Source organism: Sorangium sp. KYC3313 (assembly GCF_052075895.1).
In the GTDB taxonomy this organism is placed as follows: domain Bacteria; phylum Myxococcota_A; class Polyangia; order Polyangiales; family Polyangiaceae; genus Sorangium; species Sorangium cellulosum_B.
This window is the reverse complement of record NZ_CP197255.1, coordinates 10,546,944-10,563,878: the sequence shown is the minus strand read 5'-3', so window position 1 is coordinate 10,563,878 and position 16,935 is coordinate 10,546,944. Positions and strand designations below refer to the sequence as shown.

Sequence of the window (16,935 nt, the reverse complement as noted above, 5' to 3'; positions counted from 1 at the left end):
CATGTCCACTCCGCTCGTCGTCGTCGAAGACCTCCGCAAGACGTTCGTTCACATGGGCCGCGAGCTCCACGTGCTCTGCGGCATCGACATCGTCATCAACCAGGGTGAGGTCGTGGCGTTCGTGGGCCCCTCCGGCGCCGGCAAGAGCACGTTCCTCCACTGCATCGGCACGCTGGATCTCCCGACGAGCGGCCGCATCCGCCTCGGCAACGACGAGCTCACCGGCCTCCCGGGCTCGCGGCTCGCGGCGATCCGGAACCGGACGATCGGCTTCGTCTTCCAGTTCCATCACCTGCTCCCCGAGTTCAACGCGGTCGAGAACGTGATGATGCCGGGCCTCATCCAGGGGAAGACCCGCCGCGAGATGGAGCCGCTCGCGCGCTCGCTGCTCGCCGAGGTCGGGCTCGCGGCGCGCGCGACGCACCGGCCGGGGGAGCTGTCGGGCGGCGAGCAGCAGCGCGTGGCCCTGGCGCGGGCGCTCGTCCTGTCGCCGAAGCTCCTCCTCGCCGACGAGCCGACCGGCAACCTCGACACCGCGACGAGCGACTCGATCCACCAGCTGTTCTTCGAGATGAACCGAAAGCACGGCACCACGATCGTGGTGGTGACGCACAACCTCAGCTTCGCCGAGTCGATGCCGCGCGTGGTGACCATGCGCGACGGGACGATCGAGAGCGATCGCATCGGCAGCGAGCGCGCCGCGGCCCTCGGGTACCGCGACGGCTCAGCCGGATAGCCGCTCGCTCAGGAGCTCGGCCGCGCGCAGCGACATGGCCATGATGGTCATCTGCGGGTTCACGCCGAGCGACGAGGGGATCGCGCTTCCATCGCACACGTAGAGCCCGGCGACGTCGTGCGCCTGGTGGTCCGGCCCGAGGCACGATGACCGCGGATCCACCCCGATACGGCACGTCCCGAGCGGGTGGAACGCGGCCACGTCGAGGTCCCCGGCCTTGATCTGCCGCGCCTTGAGCCGCTCCAGGTCCGCGGGGCCGTTCACCTCGTCGCAGCCCGCGACGAGCGGCAGGACGCGCCGCGCCCCCGCGGCCAGGAACACCTCGCAGAGCAGCTCGACCCCGCGCTGCATCCTGGCGACGTCCTCCCGGTTCATCGTGTAGAGCACGAGCGGCGTGCCGCCGATCCCGGGCCTCACCTCGCCGCGGCTCGTGTCCTTGATCATGAACCCGAACGTCGCGAGGTGCGGGTACCGCTCCATCAGCTCCGTGTAGCGGCGTCCCGTCCAGGGCACGGCCAGCGCGGCGACGTCGAACGGGAGCGAGCCCCCCTCGAACATCAGCCCTTCGTCGGCGAAGTGGTCGATCTGGTAGCCTTGCGGGATGCCTTGCCACTGATCGATCCGCTCATCGAAGAGCGCCATCACCTTCGACGCCGGGTGGATCGAGAGGTTCTTTCCCAGCGCGCCGCTCGACAGGCACGCTCCGCTCCGGCGCAGGAGCAGCGGCGTCATCAGCGCGCCGCCGGCCACGACGACGGCCTCCGCCCGGACCACGAGCCGCGGCGGCCGCCCTGCGCCGCGGCCGCCGCGGCCGCCGGCCCTCGTGTCGCCGCCGAGCACTGCAGTCGCCCCCCGCGCGCGGCCCGCCACGATGTCGATCGTCCTGACCCGCGCCGCGGTGATGAGCTGCGCGCCCCGCTTCAGCGCCTCGGGCACGTAGCTCACGTCGGTCGAGCGCTTGGCCCCCGTGGGGCAGCCGAAGCAGCAGATCCCCTGTCCATCGCAGTCCGGCGCGTTGCGCTGGAGCGGCCCGTGCCGCAGCCCGAGCCGCTCCGCCCCGCGCCGGACGATCGGCCCGATCGCCCCGAGGTGCAGCGGGTCGGCGGGGGCGACCTGGAGCATGCGCTCGACGCGCTCGTAGTAGGGAGCGAGCCCGCCGGACGAGAACTCCGCCGGGAGCCCCATGCCGTCTCGCCACGACGCGAAGGTGCTCTCCGGAGCCCGGTAGCAAGTACCGGAGTTGATCACGGTGCTCCCGCCGACGGCGCGCCCCGCGAACACCGGGATACTCACGTTGCCGAGCGTCATGTCGAGCCCGTGGTCGCGGTACATCTCCCGGTAGGCGCGCGCGGGCCGTCCGGTGAAGCTCGAGCGGCGGTGGAAGTCGCCCTCCTCGAGCATGAGCACCGCGTGCCCGCGCGACGCGAGCTCGTAGGCCGCGGCCGCTCCGCCGGCGCCGGTGCCGATCACGAGGACCTCGCACTCGAGCTCCAGGTCCTCCTCGACCTCGCGCCCGTCCGTCACCTGCGCGAGCCAGCGCGGCGCCTCGTCGCGCACCGTGGGCAGCTCGTAACGGCAGCCGACGTGCCTGAACATCTCGGGCCGGTCGTAGTGGACGAACCTGAGCGGCGTGAGCGCGGCGCGGAGCAGCGAACGCAGCGTCCGCGCCCGGCTCAGCTCGAAGCCGCGGAGCACCGTCATCCGCTCCTCGAGCGGCAGCGCCGACAGCGGCCTGAGCCGGAACGGAAGGGGAGCGAGCTCTATCGCCCACAGCGCCGCGCGCACCCCCTGCGCCAGGTGCGGCGGGATGGAGCCGAGCCAGGCCGCGAGTCGGCTGGCGGTCGCGGCGCCCGCGCCGTCGAGGAAGCGGCCGGGCGGCATCGCCGCCTCGGCGAGCGCGGCGGCGATACGCATCTCTCGCCCAGAGAGCCTGGGCTCCGGGCCGCCGTTTGCCTCGGGGGCCCTCTCCGCGCCGGCATCCTCCCTCGGTGTCCCGGGCCTGCGTTCCCTCCGCTCCAGCGCGGGCAAGCGCCCGAAATCGAGGTCCAATCCAAGGGTCATGGTCCTCCGAACCGCTCGTGAAATCTTCTGTTAATTCTGTAGCAATAGAATCATCGCGATGCAAGGCGGCCTGAGCTGCTGGTGAACGTGGCGCGCAGGCGGGCCGATCCGCTGGCCTCGCGCGTGCTGGACGTGGCGCGCAGGCGGGCTGATCCGTCGCTCCTGCGCGCGCTGGACGCGCGCTGGACGTGGAGCGCAGGCGCCCTGTCACGGCATCGGCAGGACCCAGATCGGCGAGCGAGGCTGGAGCTCGAGGTGCTTCCAGGCGTCCTCGGCGATCGCCATGCCGAGCTCTCCCTCATCGCGGAGGCTCGCGGCGACCGCGCGAAAATAAGGGGCGTCTGGGCGCTCGATCGCGAGGATGCCCTTCGGATCCGACGGGCTCGGGGTGAACGGGCGGCCCGCCTTCGCCCGGCGCGTATCGCGCACGAGCGAGATTTCGTCCATGCGGGCGGTGAAGTGCGGCCCTCCGTCGAACGGATCGACCCTGTGGGCATAGCGGAAGCCGACGCGGCGGAGCAGCTTCTCCACCCCCCGGGTCTGCGCCCCGACCTTCCCGATCACGCGCTGCGCGTCCTCGGGCAGCAGCGAGGCGTAGAGGGTCCCCTCCGGGAAGAGCCCCTTGATGAACTCCTTGTTCTTCTTGGAGAGGAGATCCGCGTCGGCATAGCTCATGTCGGTGAACTTGCGCCCGAGCGCTTCCCAGAGGTGGCTTGTCCCGTCCGGCTCGAGGGGGGGCATCAGCTCCGCGAGGATCTCGTCCTGGAACAGCGCGGATCGCGCGGCCATGTAGAGGAAGCGAACATAGGAGATCATCGTGCCGAGCCGCTCGGGCCCTTGCCGGTACTCCGGCATGAGCACGAGCCCGCCGATCTCCGTGGGGCCGTTGTACGAGTAGCCGATGCGCAGCACGGTATGATGGAAGTGCTTGTCGATCGTGGCCGAGTACTTCTCCTCGTCGAGCACGTCGAAGAAGATGTAGGGGACGCCGCGCCGGCCGAGCTGCGCGATGATCATCGACGTCCCGACGATCATGCCCTTGTCGCCCTTCGTCAGGTCGACGAGGACGAAGACGTATTGGCGGAGGCGGGGATCCTGGATCGCCCCGTTGAAGCTCTTGTGGCTCTCGGCGACGATCTCGTGGATTGCGTCACGGTTGTTCGGCAGGTTGACCGAGTTCAGGTGGCGCGCGACATAGAGGAGCTGCTCCTCGTCGCCGGTCACGGCTGCGCGTATCTCGAACGAGATCATCGCCGGAAGCCTACGCGTGGCGCCCGTCCTTGGCCATTGCTCCGGAGGCCGTGCGCGCGGCGCAGAGCGGCGATCGCCGCGCGCCCTGGCGGCCGGACAGCGCGAGCCTGGCGCGGGACGTCGCGCGCGTCAGCCGGGCTCAGCGCGCGACGCCTCGTCCGCGGCGTCGAGCGGCGGCTCCGCGCGTCAGCCGAGCTGAGCGCGCAGCGCTTCGTCCATGGCATCGAGCGGCGGCTCCCGCCCGGTGTACAGCCGGAACTGCTCTGCAGCCTGGTGGAGGAGCATCCTCCCGCCGTGAACGGCGGTCGCTCCGCGTCGACGCGCCGCCGCCACGAGCTCCGTGATCATCGGTTTGTACACGATATCCATCACCAGGAGACCTTCCCGCAACACCTCCTCCGGGACAGGGCTTCGTGGATCGACCTCGGCCATGCCGAGCGACGTGGCGTTCACGAGGACGCCGTGGTCGGGCGAGAGCGCCGCTGCGTCGAGCGGCACCGCCGCCCCGCCGACCGCCGCCGCGAGCTGCCGCGCCTTCTCGAGATCGCGGTTCGCCACCGTGACGCTGGCGCCCCGCTCCACGAGCCCGAACGCGACCGCGCGCGCCGCGCCGCTGGCGCCGAGGAGCAGCACCCGCGCGCCCCCGAGCTGCGTCACCTCCTCGAGCGCCCGCACCGCGCCGATCCAGTCGGTATTGTAGCCCCTGAGGCGCCCGTCGTTGTTCACGATGGTGTTGACCGCGCCGATCCGCTCGGCGACGGGATCGAGCTCGTCGAGCAATGGAATTACCGCCTGCTTGTAGGGCATCGACACGCCGAGGCCGCGGATCCCGAGCGCGCGCATCCCGCGCGTCGCGCCTTCAACATCGGTCACCGCAAAAGGGATATAGGTAAAATCGAGCGCCAGCGCGCGGTAGCCGGCGAGGTGCATGGCGGCCCCTGTCGTTACCGGATGACGCGACATTGATCCGCAGAGTGTGAGGCGGCCCAGAGCTCGGGAGAGTGGTGCAGTCGATGAAGTGCAGCCGTGCATGCAGCGAAGCTGGCTTGTCTCGAGCGCGGATGCTAGCCCCGCCAGAGATGAGCGAGCCCAGCGTTCCCCGGCCGGCGGTGGAGGCCGCGGCGGCGTGCCTCCAGCCCGACAAGGCCGGATTTTTCATGCCTCGATCCGATCGCGCGTTCGCGCGGCGCGCCTACCAGACGGTCGCGCCGCTCGGGCGGAGCCTCCTCAAGGTCCTCGCGGCGCTCGCGATCCTCACGCTGGGTCGCTCGACCCTCGCGGACCAGTACCACGTGCCCACCGGCTCGATGTGGCCGACGATCACCCCGGGCGATCGCATCCTTGTCGACAAGGTCGCCTACGGGCTCCGCGTCCCGCTCACGGATCACTACCTGTTCGAGCGCAGCGGGCCGAGCGCCGGCGACGTGGTGCTCTTCGCGGATCCACGCGGCGGGTCCACCCTCCTCGTCAAGCGGGTGATCGCGCTCCCGGGCCAGACGGTGATGCTCCGGCAAGGCGTGCTGTACGTCGACGGCGCGGCGCAAGCCCTCGAGCAGCTCGGGGACGGCACGAGGGTGGAGCACCTCGGCGAGGTCACACACGCGGCCGGCGAGCCCGACTTCGACGCGTTCGGTCCGGTCGTCGTCCCGCCGGACCACCTCTTCGTGATGGGCGACAACCGCGCCGCCTCGCTCGACAGCCGGGCGATGGGGGCGGTGCCGAGGGAGCTGCTGCGCGGCCGCGTGCTCCGCGTCGTCTATCACCACGACGCCGCGGGCTTCGATCTGTCCCGCGCGCTGCGGAGCGTCGACTGAGCGGCTGCCCTAGGCTTCCCCTCTTGCCACCATCTCCCTGAGCTCTTCGCCGCTCAGGGTCTCGACCTCGTAGAGCCGGGCGGCGACGCGCTCGAGCGTCGGCCGGTGCCCCTGGATCAAAGCGCGCGCCCGCGCCTCCGCGTCCGCGAGGATCCGCGCGACCTCCGCGTCGATCGCGCGCGCGGTCGCGTCGCTGCACTCCCGCGGCCCTGCGCCGGACGGCATCGCGCCCTGCGCCTCGCCGAGGAACGACAGCGGCCGGCGCGGATCGAGCGCCGAGAGCCCGAGCCCCTGGCCCATCCCGAGCTCGCGGACCATGCGGCGCGCGAGCTCGGTCGCGTTCAGCAGATCGTCCTGCGCGCCGGTCGAGAGGTCTCCGACGGCCTCCTCCTCGGCGACGCGCCCGCCCAGCAGCACGACCAGCCGATCGAGGATCTCCTGCCGGCTCCACAGGTAACGATCCTCGCGCGGCTGCTGGATCGTGTACCCGAGCGCGCCCGGCCCCCGCGGCACGATGGACACCTTGCGCACAGGATCCTGCGTCGGCAGCAGCGAGGCGGTCAGCGCATGCCCCACCTCGTGGTAGGCGACGACGAGCTTCTCGCGCGCTCCGAGCCGCCTGCCACGGCGCTCGAGCCCCGCGAGCCCGCGCTCGATCGCCGCCTCCAGATCGCCGTGTCCCACCGCCTCCGCGCCGCGCCGCGCCGCGAGCAGCGCCGCCTCGTTGACGATGTTCGCGAGGTCGGCGCCGACGAGCCCCGCGGTCTGCGCGGCCACGGCGTCGAGATCCGCGCCAGGATCGAGCGCCACCTTCTTCGCGTGCACCGCGAGGATCTCCTTCCGCTCGGCGAGGTCGGGCCGATCGATGTGCACCCGGCGGTCGAACCGCCCCGGCCTGAGCAGCGCCGGATCGAGGATCTCGGCGCGGTTCGTCGCGGCGATCACGACCATGGCCGTGCGCGCGTCGAACCCATCCATCTCGGTCAGGAGCTGGTTGAGCGTCTGCTCCCGCTCGTCGTGGCCGCCGACGGACCCGCCGAGGCCGCGCACCTTGCCGACCGCATCGAGCTCGTCGATGAACACGAGGCAGGGCCCCTTCTCGCGCGCCTGCGAGAAGAGGTCGCGCACGCGCGCGGCGCCGACGCCGACGAACATCTCCACGAACTCCGACCCGCTTGCGCTGAAGAAGGGGACGCTCGCCTCTCCCGCGATCGCCCGAGCGAGCAACGTCTTGCCCGTGCCGGGCGGCCCCACGAGGAGCACCCCTCTGGGCATCCGCCCGCCGAGCTTCTCGTAGCGCTCGGGCGCTTTGAGGAAGTCGACGATCTCGCCGAGCTCCGTCTTCGCCTCGGCGTTGCCGGCGACATCGCGGAACGTCGCGATCGCGCCCCGCTCCTCGTAGAGCCGCGCCTTGTGCTTGCCGAAGGCGGTCGCGGCGCCCGAGACGGTCCCCGGCGTCGTCGCGCGGCGCGACGCGAGGTGGCCCATCGCCGCCAGACCGGCGAGCGGCAGCAGCAGCCATAGGTACGGCGGCAGCCCCAGCTCGTCCGCGACGCGCGTGTACGGGATCCCTCGCCGGTCGAGATCGGCGAGCAGATCCTTCTCGGTCTGCTCGATGCGCCCCGTGCGGTAACTCTGCCGCGCGCGCGCGCTCAGGCCGGGCACCGCGCGTCCGATGTACATGTCATCCCGGATCTCGATCTCGGCGAGCTCTCCGCGCTCCGCGAGCGAGCGGAAGCGCGCGTAAGGGATCCGGTCGTCGGACGCCGCCATCACCTGGAGCAGCAACGCCGAGCCGAGCACCAGGACGAGAACAATCCAGAGCGACCGCATGCTCCCGCCTCCGCACGGACATGCGACACGGCCGGCGAGGCCGACCTGTCGTCACGGTGCGCCCTGCACGGAGCCTGCCAAGGCGGCCCGTGCACCCTCGCGGCAAGCGCGGCGAGCCGAGGCGTCGCTCGATCCGCCGCGCAGCGCCGAGCGCGCCCGGCGCGGCATGGACGCCCGGCGCGAGCCGATCAACCCTCGCCGCATGGGGAGAGCTCTTTTCTTGATCATGGTCACGGGTCCGCTGTCGACGTTGCTGCTCGGGTGCGGGGGGGCCTCGCCGCCTCCGATCGAGCAGCCCGAGCCAGCGCCGCCGGAGGAGCGGGCGCCGGCGGCCGAGCCCACGGACGATGCCGCCCAGGGCGCCGCGACGCGGGAGGCAGACGCGGAGCCGGGCGCGGCTGCGCCGGCGCCGCCGCGCCGCGACGACTCGGTGCCCGACGACTACGCGCTCATGCATGGCGACTGCGTGGATCTGGGCAAGCGGCTCACGGCGCTCACGCGCTCGGAGCAGGTCGCGGCGCTCAGCGCCAAGCTCACGGCGGAGCAGCGGGGCGAGACCGAGAAGAAGATCGACGCCGTCGCGGCCACGCTGGGGGAGCAGTACGCGCAGTCGTGCGAGCAGAACGTCGGCAAGAGCGTGGATCCGAGGTCGCTCAAGTGCGCGTTCGACGCGCGGACCGTCAGGGCGTTCGAGGCCTGCCTCAACGCGCCGCCGCCGGCCCCATGACGCCTCGGCGACGCGGCGAGCGGCGGATGACGGCGCGCTCGGTGGAGATATAACTCGGTGGAGATATAATGGGCGTCTCCCATGGACGCTTCGCTCCTCGATGACCCCTGGATCGCCGCTCAGGTCGACGCCGCCGTGGCGCCTTACGTGGGGCGCCTGCCCGCGCACGAGATCGCGTGGATGCGCGAGCAGCTCGTGGAGGTCTTGCTGCACGACGAGGAGGCGAGCCGCCTCCTGCGGCGCGCGCATCCGCGCGAGGTCGACGAGAGCGGCGAGCGGGCGTTCGGGGTGCTCGGCGCAGCGGGGCGCGCCAAGGCGGGATAGCGGTGCGCACTCCGGAAGACCGGCTCCTCGCCGAGGGGCTCGACCTGCTTCAGCTGGTCGCGAAGCGCATCGCGCGCCGCCTGGGCCGCCGCATCCCGGTGGAGGACCTCGTCGCGCTGGGGCACCCGGCGCTGCTCGAGATCGTGCGGACGCACGATCCGAGCCGAGCCACCTTCGAGGCCTACGCCAAGCGGAAGCTCCGGTGGGCCATCTTCGACGGCGTCCGGCGGGAGACGCGCTGGCGTTCCGCGGCCGCGCGGGCGAGCGCGCTCGCTGCGTCGGCGCGCTTCGCCGAGGGACGCGGGGCGGACGACGACGCCGACGCGCCTGCCACGCAGGAGGCCTACGCCGCGCGGCTCGGTGATCTGCTCGCCGGGCATGCGGCCGCGATGGCGCTCGGCCTGCTCTCGAGTCACGGGGACGTCGCCGCCGTCCCCGACGCCGCGGACGACCCGGAGGAGCACGCCTCTCGCGCCGAGCTCGCGAAGGCCGTGCGTCACGCCGTGCGCGAGCTCCCGGAGCGCGAGCGCACCCTCGTGGAGCGCCACTACTTCGACGACGAGCGCTTCGATCAGATCGCGCAGGATCTCGGGATCAGCAAGAGCTGGGCGAGCCGGCTGCACAGCCAGGCCATCGAGCGGCTGGGCGAGCTGCTCCGCACGGCGCGCTGAGGCGCGGGCGCCTCGCCGCCCGCCGGCGGACGCCGGTCAGCGCTGCCGGCTCTGGTACGAGCGGAGATACGGGGCCCGCTCGTCGTCGCTGACCGGCTCGTTGCTGATCACCCGGTGGTCGCGCGGCAGGAAATACACGAGCCGGACCGTCATGTGGTCCTTCACGACGGTCAGCTTCCCCTTGCGACGGAGCTCCGCGGCCTCCTCGAAGCTCTGCGCCTTCGGATCGTAGGCGATCATGTGCAGATCTGGCCCGAACGGCGCGGGCAGCTCTTCCACCTCGACGATCTTGTAGATGCGCAGCCCTCCGCTCTGCTCGGCGGCTGCGACCACGGCGCCGATCACCAGATCCTTGCCCGTCGGATCGGAGGTCTCGGGCACCGGGGGGGCGCGGTCACATGCAGGCGCGAGCGTCAGGATGCCGGCGCACACGGCGGCGAGCGCGATCGACCTCATGGGCGCTGAATAACATCGATGCCACCCGGCGCAAGCGGCGACCGCGTTGTCGCGCGGGTTGCGCGGTTGCACCGGTTGCACCGGTTGCGCGGGGGCCTGCAAGGCCAGGCGGGGGTTGCGGGCGTCGGTGGCGCGCTGCGACGTCGTCCGCCGCCTCGCGGCGGCGTCGTGGTAGACGGCGCGCTCGACACGGTGATCGGGGGCGATCCCTGCTGGAGGAGTGCGATCATGCGACTCGAGGACACGAAGTTCGTCGTCACAGGTGCTGCCCAGGGGCTGGGTCGCCACTATGCGCTGCGGCTCGCGGAGCTCGGGGGCCAGGTCGCCGCCGGCGACATGAACGAGGAGGGGCTCGCGTCGCTCGTCGAGGCGAGCAAGGGGCTCGCCGGCAAGGTCCACGCGCGGGCGGTCAACGTGGCGGTGGAGGCCGAGGTGGAGGCGTTCGTCCGCTTCGCGCACGAGGCGATGGGCGGCCTGAACGGCCTCGTGAACAACGCGGGCATCCTGCGGGACGGCCTGCTCGTCAAGAAGGACCGCCAGACGGGCGCGGTCGTCAAGCTGAGCGCGGCGCAGTGGCAGGCCGTCATCGACGTCAACCTGACGGGGGCCACGCTCATGGTCCGCGAGGTCGTCGCGAAGATGGTCGAGGCCGAGCAGAAGGGCGTCATCGTCAACATCAGCTCCATCGCGCGCCACGGCAACCGAGGCCAGTCGAGCTACACCGCTGCGAAGAGCGCGCTCGCGGCGAACACGAAGACCTGGGCGCTCGAGTTCGCGCCGTTCGGCATCCGCGTCGGCGCCGTTGCGCCCGGCATGATCGAGACACCCATGACGCAGGGCATGCACCAGAAGGCGCGCGACGCCTTGGTCGCCATGATCCCTGTGGGCCGCATCGGCGTGCCCGAGGACATCTGGCAGGCCGTGCGCTTCGTGATCGAGTGCGAGTACTTCAACGGTCGCTGCATCGACGTCGACGGCGGCCTCACGATGTGACGCCGTCACGCGGCCGACCGCTCCGCGGTGGGCGTGCGTTCGCGCCTCGCCTCCCGGCCGCGCTCGCGCGGCGTCATCTTCCGCCGGTCTGACCGGCGGCATCCCTGCCCGATCCCCCTTCCTTCGACGCTCCTGTGGCGCTCGACCGACCGAGCGCAGCTCGGCGCGTTCGATCGAGCGCTGCTGGCTCGATCCAAGGGGATCTCGGACCACGAGCCACCTCGGCGATCCGCCCAGGCGACATTCCCCTTGACGCTTCGATATTGAAAGCTATGTTCAATATCAATCCCACCCGTAACGTAGCCGGGGGTCTGCATGTACGTCTGCCTCTGCATGGGCGTCTGTGATCGAGAGATTCGTGAAGCGATGAGCGAGGGCGCCTGCTCTGTTTCGCAGGTCATGGAGTGCACGGGCGCCGGTACGCGGTGCGGCTCCTGTCGGTCGACGATCGCCGAGCTTGTCGGTGAGCGCGATGGCGCCTCGACGCCGCGTCGCCTGGTGATGGCGCCGGTCTCCAGCGCAGCTTGATCCTCCGGATTGACCGGCAACAGCCTCGATGCCCTGGTTTCCGCCGGAGGCGACGGCGTCGGCGCCTGTTTCCTTAGAAACTTCTTGCGCACCTCCACGGACCTCGCGCATTTGTGCGGGGCGCTGGCGTCCTAGCCAGCGTCCCTCGCCTGACAGGGGCGGGGTCCGCACGACAGGCACGAGCGCGAGAGGGGTCCGATGAAGGGTGCAAAAGACGTCGTTGATGCGTTGAACGAGGTGCTTGCCGGAGAGCTCGTTGCGATCAACCAGTATTTTCTGCACGCGAAGATGTGTTCGCACTGGGGCTTCGTCACGCTCGCTGCGCACGGGCGCGCCGAGTCGATCGACGAGATGAAGCACGCCGATGCGATCATCGAGCGCATCCTCTTCCTCGATGGGCTGCCCAACCTGCAGCGGCTGGACACCCTGCACATCGGGCAGAGCGTGCCGGAGCAGCTCAAGAGCGACCTCGATCTCGAGTACCACGCGGTCAAGCGGCTCAACTCGGCGATCGCCCTCTGCCGCGACAGGGGGGATCGCACCACCGAGGATCTCCTGGCCAAGATCCTCGAGTCCGAGGAGGAGCACATCGACTGGCTCGAGACACAAATCGGGCTGATCGAGAAGCTTGGCGAGACCGCCTACCTCGCCCAGCAGATCCGCGGGTAGGGCAGAGTGAGGGCCGCCCCTCGCGCAGGGAGCGTCCCCCGTGCACCTTCTGGCGGCGGAGGTCGTGCTTGACGTACGATGCTCTGGACGCATGTCCAAGGCGCCGCGGACGACCGTGCTCGCGCGCTCACGCGCCAGCGCGGCACGTCGGTCGTGATCGTCGCGCCGCGCTCGTTTCCCGGAGGAGGATGGGCGCGGCGGGGGAAATCCATGTCGAAGATTCTTGTCGTCGATGACCAGCGGAACATGCGGACCACGCTCGCGATGATGCTGCGTGGCGCCGGGTACGAGGTCGATGAAGCCGCGGACGGCAGCCAGGGCGCCGATCTGGGCGCCAAGGGGGCGTACGACGTCGTGCTCACCGACCTCCGGATGGGCGGCTTCGACGGGATCGGCGTCCTGCGCGCGGTGAAGGAGTCGAACGCGAACACGGAGGTCATCGTGATGACCGCGTACGGCACCATCGAGAGCGCGGTGGAGGCGATGCGGCTCGGCGCGTTCGACTACATCCAGAAGCCGTTCTCGGAGCAGGAGCTCCTCGTGAAGGCCGAGCGCGCGATCCAGAACCGGAAGCTCACCGGCGAGGTGCAGCTGCTCGCCAGCGAGTTCAAGGAGCGTTACCGGTTCGAGAACATCGTCGGCCGCTCGCAGGCGGTCCGCGAGGTGCTCGGCCGGATCGTCAAGGTCGCGCCGACCGACGCGACGGTGCTCATCACCGGCGAGAGCGGCACCGGCAAGGAGCTCGTCGCCAAGGCCATCCACGCCAACAGCAAGCGCGCCGACCGCCCGTTCGTGCCGGTCAACTGCGCCGCCATCAGCGAGACGCTCCTCGAGAGCGAGCTGTTCGGCCACGCGCGAGGCTCGTTCACGGGCGCGATCTCGGCGAGGAAAGGGCTGTTCGAGGAGGCCGACGGGGGCACGTTCTTCTTCGACGAGATCGCCGAGACCCCGCTCACCTTCCAGGCGAAGCTGCTCCGCGCGATCCAGGAGAACGAGATCCGCAGGGTAGGCGAGAACAAGCCCATCAACGTCGACGTGCGCATCATCGCCGCGACGAACCAGGAGCTCCTGACCGCGGTGTCGGAGAAGCGGTTCCGCCAGGACCTCTACTACCGGCTGAACGTCGCGCGCTTCGTGCTCCCGCCGCTCCGCTCGCGTCGCGAGGACATCCCGATCCTCTGGGAGTTCTTCCTGGAGAAGTACAACCGCAAGATGACCTGTCGCGCCCGCGCCGCCGACGGCGTCATCGAGGCGCTGACGCAATACGACTTCCCCGGCAACATCCGCGAGCTCGAGAACATGGTCGAGCAAGCGGTGGCCCTCTCGGGCGGCGGCGTCATCAGCGTCGACGACGTGCTGCCCGCCGCGATGCAGCCGAAGCGCGCGCCCGAAGCCGGCGGCAGGCTGCTCGCCGACGTCGTCGACTGCGCCGAGCGCCAGGCGATCGAGGCCGCGCTGCGGGAGTGCGACGGCAGCCGGGAGCGCGCCGCCGAGGTGCTCGGGATCAGCGCGACCACGCTGTGGCGCAAGATGACCCGCCTGGCGATCACGTATCCCCCGGGCTGAAACGGCGCCGGTCTGCCGAGCGCCTTCCCGTCGCTCACCGGCCGGGCTCAGCAGCTCGCTCCCACGGCACACAGCGACCTCAGGCGGACCGCGCTGGACGGGGCGTGCTCCCCCGGCACAGCGACCTGCTGCCCATCGAGCTCAGCCTGCATTTCTCCGTTCGGGTCGTATGGATGCGGCCGCTCGATCCAAGCAAACCACCTGACTCAGCAGCAAATCGAGGGAGCTAGCCTACGCGAGATTGCATTTTTGCAATGATGCAGCGTCGGGATTTGCCGTAGTGCAATGAGGCGCCTGATGTAGACTGTGCTCTTCTGTTTCACTTTAGCGTCGGCAACCGCAACGCGTCGATTCGGGAACTTGGCCCGGTGATTGCTAGACAGGTAGGCGTATTGGATAGCGGCGATCGCCGCAGGAGGACGCTTAATGGCCCGCATGCTGATCGTGGACGGTGAGAATTCCCAGCGTCGCGCTCTTTCGGCAGGGCTAAGCGTCGAGGGGTTCGAGGTCGCGTTCGCCGCCTCGTTCCACGATGCGCTGGTGACCCTCGGCTCGTCCCCGATCGATGTGGCGATGATCGATCTGATGATGCCGGACCTGAACGGCCTCGAGCTCGCGCGGCACATCCGGCATGCGTTCCCGAGGGTGCGGGTCGTGCTCTCCAGCGCGTATCACCTCTCCGCGCGCCAGGTCGAGCGCGCCGACTGCGGCGCGGTGGCCTTCGTCCCGAAGCCTTACCAGGTGGGCGAGATCTGTCGCTTCCTCCGCGCCAAGACGAGCGTGCTCGCGCCCGCGTCGTGCTAGTAGCGCGGCGTGCGCTGCGAGCTGCTCGACTACGAACTCCCTGAAGCGCTGATCGCTTCGCGGCCCCCCGAGGAGCGCGACGGGGCGAGGCTCCTCCTGGTCGATCGCGGCCGCGGCGCGGGCGAGGTGGAGCACGCGGCGATCCGCGATCTCGACCGGTACATCGAGCGCGGCGCGCTCGTCATCGTCAACGACACGAAGGTCGTCCCCGCTCGTCTGTTCGGGAGGAAGCGCGGCACAGGCGGGCAGGTCGAGCTCTTCCTGCTGCGCCGGCTCGACGGGGCGCCGGCCGGCGCGGAGGACCTCGGCGGAGGGCCGCAGGAGAGCGCGCCGCGGCCCGAGCGCTGGCGGGCGATGGGGCGCGCCTCCAAGCCGATACGCCCGGGATCGGTGCTCGATATCGAGCGCGACGGCGCGCTGGTCGCGGAGGTGCTGGAGCGCGCCGAGGACGGCGTGCTCACGGTGCAGCTCTCCTCGCCCGCGGGGCTGTCCGTCGCCGCTGCGATCGACGCGTACGGGCACGTCCCGCTCCCGCCCTACCTCGGCCGCGGCGACGACGCGTCCGATCGCGAGCGGTACCAGACCATCTTCGCCCGGGTCCCAGGAGCGGTCGCCGCGCCCACGGCGGGCCTCCACCTCTCGCCCGGCCTCGTCGAGCGGCTCCGCGCGAACGGGGTCGAGATCGCGAGCGTCACGCTGCACGTCGGCCTCGGCACCTTCCAGCCGGTCACGGTCGACGATCTCGACCTGCACCCGATGCACGCGGAGGTCTACTCGATCCCGGACGCGACCGCGGGCGCGATCGCGGGGGCGCGCGAGCGCGGCGCGCCGGTGATCGCGATCGGCACCACCGTGGTTCGCGCGCTGGAGTCGGCCGCCGATCCGGCCCGCGCAGGCCTCGTGCGGGCGCAGTCCGGGGAGACGCGCCTCCTCATCCAGCCGGGCTATCGGTTCCGCGTCGCCGACGCCCTGCTGACCAACTTCCACCTGCCGCGCTCGACGCTGCTCGCGCTGGTGTTCGCCTTCGCCGGCCGCGAGCGCACGCTCCTCGCGTACCGCGCGGCGATCGACGCCGGCTACCGTTTCTACTCGTATGGTGACGCCATGCTGATCCGCGGGGTGCACGCGCCATGAGCCGGACGCCTGGCTTCTCCTTCTCCGAGCTCGCGAGGGACGGGCATGCCCGGACGGGCGTGCTCTCCACGCCGCACGGCGACGTGCTGACCCCGACGTTCATGCCGGTCGGCACCCAGGGCAGCGTGAAGACGTTGACCCCCGCCGAGGTGGCCGCGACCGGCGCGAGGATCGTCCTCGGCAACACGTACCACCTGTGGCTCCGCCCCGGCCCCGAGCTCGTCGCGCAGCTCGGCGGCCTGCACGCGTTCACCCGCTGGCCGCACGCGATGCTCACGGACTCCGGGGGCTTCCAGGCCTTCTCGCTCGCGGAGCGGCGCACCCTGGTCGAGGACGGCTTCGTGTTCCGATCGCACCTCGACGGCGCCCGCAAGGCGCTCACGCCCGAGGTCGCGATGGAGGTGCAGGGGCTGCTCGGCGCCGACATCGCGATGCAGCTCGACGTGTGCCCGCCAGGCGGCGCGCCGCGCCCCGAGGTCGAGGAGGCGTGTCGCCTGACGACGCGCTGGGGGAAGCGCTGCCTCGCCGCGAAGCGCCCGAGCCAGGCGCTCTTCGGCATCGTGCAGGGCGGCACCTCGGTCGCGCTGCGCATGGCGCACGCCGATGAGCTCGGCGCCTTGCCGTTCGACGGGCTCGCCCTGGGCGGCTTCTCCGTGGGCGAGCCGATCGCGATGATGCACGAGGTCGTCGCCCAGATCGGGCCGCACCTCGACCCGACGCGCCCCCGCTACCTCATGGGCGTGGGGACGCCGCTCGACCTCGTGCACGCCATCGGCGCCGGGGTCGACATGTTCGACTGCGTGCTCCCCACCCGGAACGCGCGGAACGGGCAGGCGCTCACGCAGCACGGCAAGATCGTCATCAAGCAGGCCCGCTACAAGGAAGATCGTTCGCCGCTCGATCCGACCTGCGCTTGCCCGACCTGCGCCGGCGGATACAGCCGCGCGTACCTGAGGCACCTCTACATGGCCGGCGAGATCCTGGTGCTGCGCCTGCTGACGGAGCACAACCTCCACCTCTACGGCCGCCTGATGCGAGAGGCGCGCGCGGCGATCGCCGAGGGGAGGTACGCGGCGTTCGCTCGCGAGTGGCTCGGCGCGAGCGGCGCCGGTAATGCCAACGACGCGAACGACGCGAACGAGACGGTGGGCGCGACCGAGTCGACCGAGTCGACCGAGTGACCCTACATCGTCGCCATGGCCTCTTCGATGCGTTCGCGGAGCGGGTGCAGCGGGCGCCGCCGCGCCGCCGGCGCATCGCCTGCGCTGCCCGGAGGGTTCCGGAGTACCATGGGCGGATGGTGAGCTCTCGCCTCTGGCGTCGGGACGCGCGCTCGGATCCGCGCGCATCGGGCGGCGTCCTGGCCGC

The 16,935-nt window shown here is 71.0% G+C and carries 17 protein-coding genes; 12 read left to right on the top strand and 5 right to left on the bottom strand.

The features are described 5' to 3' along the window. Nucleotide 1: 1 nt before the first annotated feature. The gene (locus tag ACSRUE_RS40165) at nt 2-736 is read left to right on the top strand and encodes an ABC transporter ATP-binding protein (protein ID WP_272101325.1); all 735 of its coding nucleotides are present in this window, start codon (nt 2-4) and stop codon (nt 734-736) included. Here the strand turns inward: ACSRUE_RS40165 and ACSRUE_RS40160 are convergent. From ACSRUE_RS40160 to ACSRUE_RS40150, 3 genes are all read right to left on the bottom strand, one after another. Then, nucleotides 725-2,797, bottom strand: coding sequence for an FAD-dependent oxidoreductase (locus ACSRUE_RS40160; RefSeq protein WP_441288160.1), 2,073 nt, complete (start codon nt 2,795-2,797; stop codon nt 725-727). The genes ACSRUE_RS40165 and ACSRUE_RS40160 overlap by 12 nt on opposite strands. Nucleotides 2,798-3,004: 207 nt before the next feature. Further along, nucleotides 3,005-4,048, bottom strand: coding sequence for an arginine N-succinyltransferase (locus ACSRUE_RS40155; protein ID WP_441288159.1), 1,044 nt, complete (start codon nt 4,046-4,048; stop codon nt 3,005-3,007). Between the two features lie 186 nt (nt 4,049-4,234). Then, nucleotides 4,235-4,978: a shikimate dehydrogenase gene (locus ACSRUE_RS40150; RefSeq protein ID WP_441288158.1), complete on the bottom strand. Its 744-nt coding sequence runs from the start codon at nt 4,976-4,978 to the stop codon at nt 4,235-4,237. A gap of 227 nt (nt 4,979-5,205) precedes the next feature. Here ACSRUE_RS40150 and lepB point away from each other — a divergent pair, with 227 nt between their 5' ends. Further along, on the top strand, nt 5,206-5,862 hold the full coding sequence (lepB, locus tag ACSRUE_RS40145) for a signal peptidase I (RefSeq protein WP_437944061.1): 657 nt from the start codon (nt 5,206-5,208) through the stop codon (nt 5,860-5,862). A 9-nt stretch (nt 5,863-5,871) separates the two neighbouring features. Here lepB and ftsH read toward each other — a convergent pair whose 3' ends face one another. Next, on the bottom strand, nt 5,872-7,695 hold the full coding sequence (ftsH, locus tag ACSRUE_RS40140) for an ATP-dependent zinc metalloprotease FtsH (RefSeq protein WP_441288157.1): 1,824 nt from the start codon (nt 7,693-7,695) through the stop codon (nt 5,872-5,874). Between the two features lie 202 nt (nt 7,696-7,897). Here ftsH and ACSRUE_RS40135 point away from each other — a divergent pair, with 202 nt between their 5' ends. From ACSRUE_RS40135 to ACSRUE_RS40125, 3 genes are all read left to right on the top strand, one after another. Continuing rightward, on the top strand, nt 7,898-8,422 hold the full coding sequence (locus tag ACSRUE_RS40135; RefSeq protein ID WP_437944062.1) for a hypothetical protein: 525 nt from the start codon (nt 7,898-7,900) through the stop codon (nt 8,420-8,422). A gap of 81 nt (nt 8,423-8,503) precedes the next feature. Continuing rightward, on the top strand, nt 8,504-8,746 hold the full coding sequence (locus ACSRUE_RS40130) for a hypothetical protein (protein WP_012234278.1): 243 nt from the start codon (nt 8,504-8,506) through the stop codon (nt 8,744-8,746). A 2-nt stretch (nt 8,747-8,748) separates the two neighbouring features. Then, nucleotides 8,749-9,417 (top strand): sigma-70 family RNA polymerase sigma factor, encoded by a 669-nt coding sequence (locus ACSRUE_RS40125; RefSeq protein WP_441288156.1) that lies wholly within the window; start codon nt 8,749-8,751, stop codon nt 9,415-9,417. Between the two features lie 36 nt (nt 9,418-9,453). Here the strand turns inward: ACSRUE_RS40125 and ACSRUE_RS40120 are convergent, their stop codons facing one another. After that, entirely contained in the window at nt 9,454-9,873 is a 420-nt protein-coding gene (locus tag ACSRUE_RS40120) for a hypothetical protein (protein WP_437769450.1), read from the bottom strand. Nucleotides 9,874-10,101: 228 nt separating this feature from the next. Here ACSRUE_RS40120 and ACSRUE_RS40115 point away from each other — a divergent pair, with 228 nt between their 5' ends. From ACSRUE_RS40115 to tgt, 7 genes are all read left to right on the top strand, one after another. After that, a complete protein-coding gene (locus ACSRUE_RS40115; RefSeq protein ID WP_437769449.1) occupies nt 10,102-10,866 on the top strand; it encodes an SDR family oxidoreductase in 765 nt (254 codons plus the stop codon). Between the two features lie 315 nt (nt 10,867-11,181). Beyond that, nucleotides 11,182-11,394, top strand: a complete 213-nt coding sequence (locus ACSRUE_RS40110; protein WP_437328430.1) for a (2Fe-2S)-binding protein — start codon at nt 11,182-11,184, stop codon at nt 11,392-11,394. Nucleotides 11,395-11,592: 198 nt separating this feature from the next. After that, nucleotides 11,593-12,063: a bacterioferritin gene (bfr, locus tag ACSRUE_RS40105; RefSeq protein WP_441288155.1), complete on the top strand. Its 471-nt coding sequence runs from the start codon at nt 11,593-11,595 to the stop codon at nt 12,061-12,063. Between the two features lie 210 nt (nt 12,064-12,273). Further along, nucleotides 12,274-13,629 (top strand): sigma-54-dependent transcriptional regulator, encoded by a 1,356-nt coding sequence (locus ACSRUE_RS40100; protein ID WP_437769447.1) that lies wholly within the window; start codon nt 12,274-12,276, stop codon nt 13,627-13,629. A 426-nt stretch (nt 13,630-14,055) separates the two neighbouring features. Beyond that, complete coding sequence (locus ACSRUE_RS40095) at nt 14,056-14,433, top strand: response regulator (protein WP_441288154.1); 378 nt, start codon at nt 14,056-14,058, stop codon at nt 14,431-14,433. 9 nt (nt 14,434-14,442) lie between these two features. Further along, on the top strand, nt 14,443-15,567 hold the full coding sequence (gene queA, locus ACSRUE_RS40090) for a tRNA preQ1(34) S-adenosylmethionine ribosyltransferase-isomerase QueA (RefSeq protein WP_441288153.1): 1,125 nt from the start codon (nt 14,443-14,445) through the stop codon (nt 15,565-15,567). After that, complete coding sequence (tgt, locus tag ACSRUE_RS40085; RefSeq protein ID WP_441288152.1) at nt 15,564-16,748, top strand: tRNA guanosine(34) transglycosylase Tgt; 1,185 nt, start codon at nt 15,564-15,566, stop codon at nt 16,746-16,748. The genes queA and tgt overlap by 4 nt, the downstream gene beginning before the upstream one ends. Nucleotides 16,749-16,935 lie beyond the last annotated feature (187 nt).

Bases quoted from the DNA above. Each gene is read 5' to 3' on its own strand.
- ACSRUE_RS40110 (WP_437328430.1), top strand. From the start codon at position 11,182: ATGTACGTCTGCCTCTGCATGGGCGTCTGTGATCGAGAGATTCGTGAA.
- bfr (WP_441288155.1), top strand. From the start codon at position 11,593: ATGAAGGGTGCAAAAGACGTCGTTGATGCGTTGAACGAGGTGCTTGCC.
- tgt (WP_441288152.1), top strand. From the start codon at position 15,564: ATGAGCCGGACGCCTGGCTTCTCCTTCTCCGAGCTCGCGAGGGACGGG.
- ftsH (WP_441288157.1), bottom strand. From the start codon at position 7,695: ATGCGGTCGCTCTGGATTGTTCTCGTCCTGGTGCTCGGCTCGGCGTTG.
- ACSRUE_RS40095 (WP_441288154.1), top strand. From the start codon at position 14,056: ATGGCCCGCATGCTGATCGTGGACGGTGAGAATTCCCAGCGTCGCGCT.
- ACSRUE_RS40120 (WP_437769450.1), bottom strand. From the start codon at position 9,873: ATGAGGTCGATCGCGCTCGCCGCCGTGTGCGCCGGCATCCTGACGCTC.
- ACSRUE_RS40160 (WP_441288160.1), bottom strand. From the start codon at position 2,797: ATGACCCTTGGATTGGACCTCGATTTCGGGCGCTTGCCCGCGCTGGAG.
- lepB (WP_437944061.1), top strand. From the start codon at position 5,206: ATGCCTCGATCCGATCGCGCGTTCGCGCGGCGCGCCTACCAGACGGTC.
- ACSRUE_RS40100 (WP_437769447.1), top strand. From the start codon at position 12,274: ATGTCGAAGATTCTTGTCGTCGATGACCAGCGGAACATGCGGACCACG.
- ACSRUE_RS40135 (WP_437944062.1), top strand. From the start codon at position 7,898: ATGGGGAGAGCTCTTTTCTTGATCATGGTCACGGGTCCGCTGTCGACG.
- ACSRUE_RS40115 (WP_437769449.1), top strand. From the start codon at position 10,102: ATGCGACTCGAGGACACGAAGTTCGTCGTCACAGGTGCTGCCCAGGGG.
- ACSRUE_RS40155 (WP_441288159.1), bottom strand. From the start codon at position 4,048: ATGATCTCGTTCGAGATACGCGCAGCCGTGACCGGCGACGAGGAGCAG.
- ACSRUE_RS40165 (WP_272101325.1), top strand. From the start codon at position 2: ATGTCCACTCCGCTCGTCGTCGTCGAAGACCTCCGCAAGACGTTCGTT.
- ACSRUE_RS40150 (WP_441288158.1), bottom strand. From the start codon at position 4,978: ATGCACCTCGCCGGCTACCGCGCGCTGGCGCTCGATTTTACCTATATC.
- ACSRUE_RS40130 (WP_012234278.1), top strand. From the start codon at position 8,504: ATGGACGCTTCGCTCCTCGATGACCCCTGGATCGCCGCTCAGGTCGAC.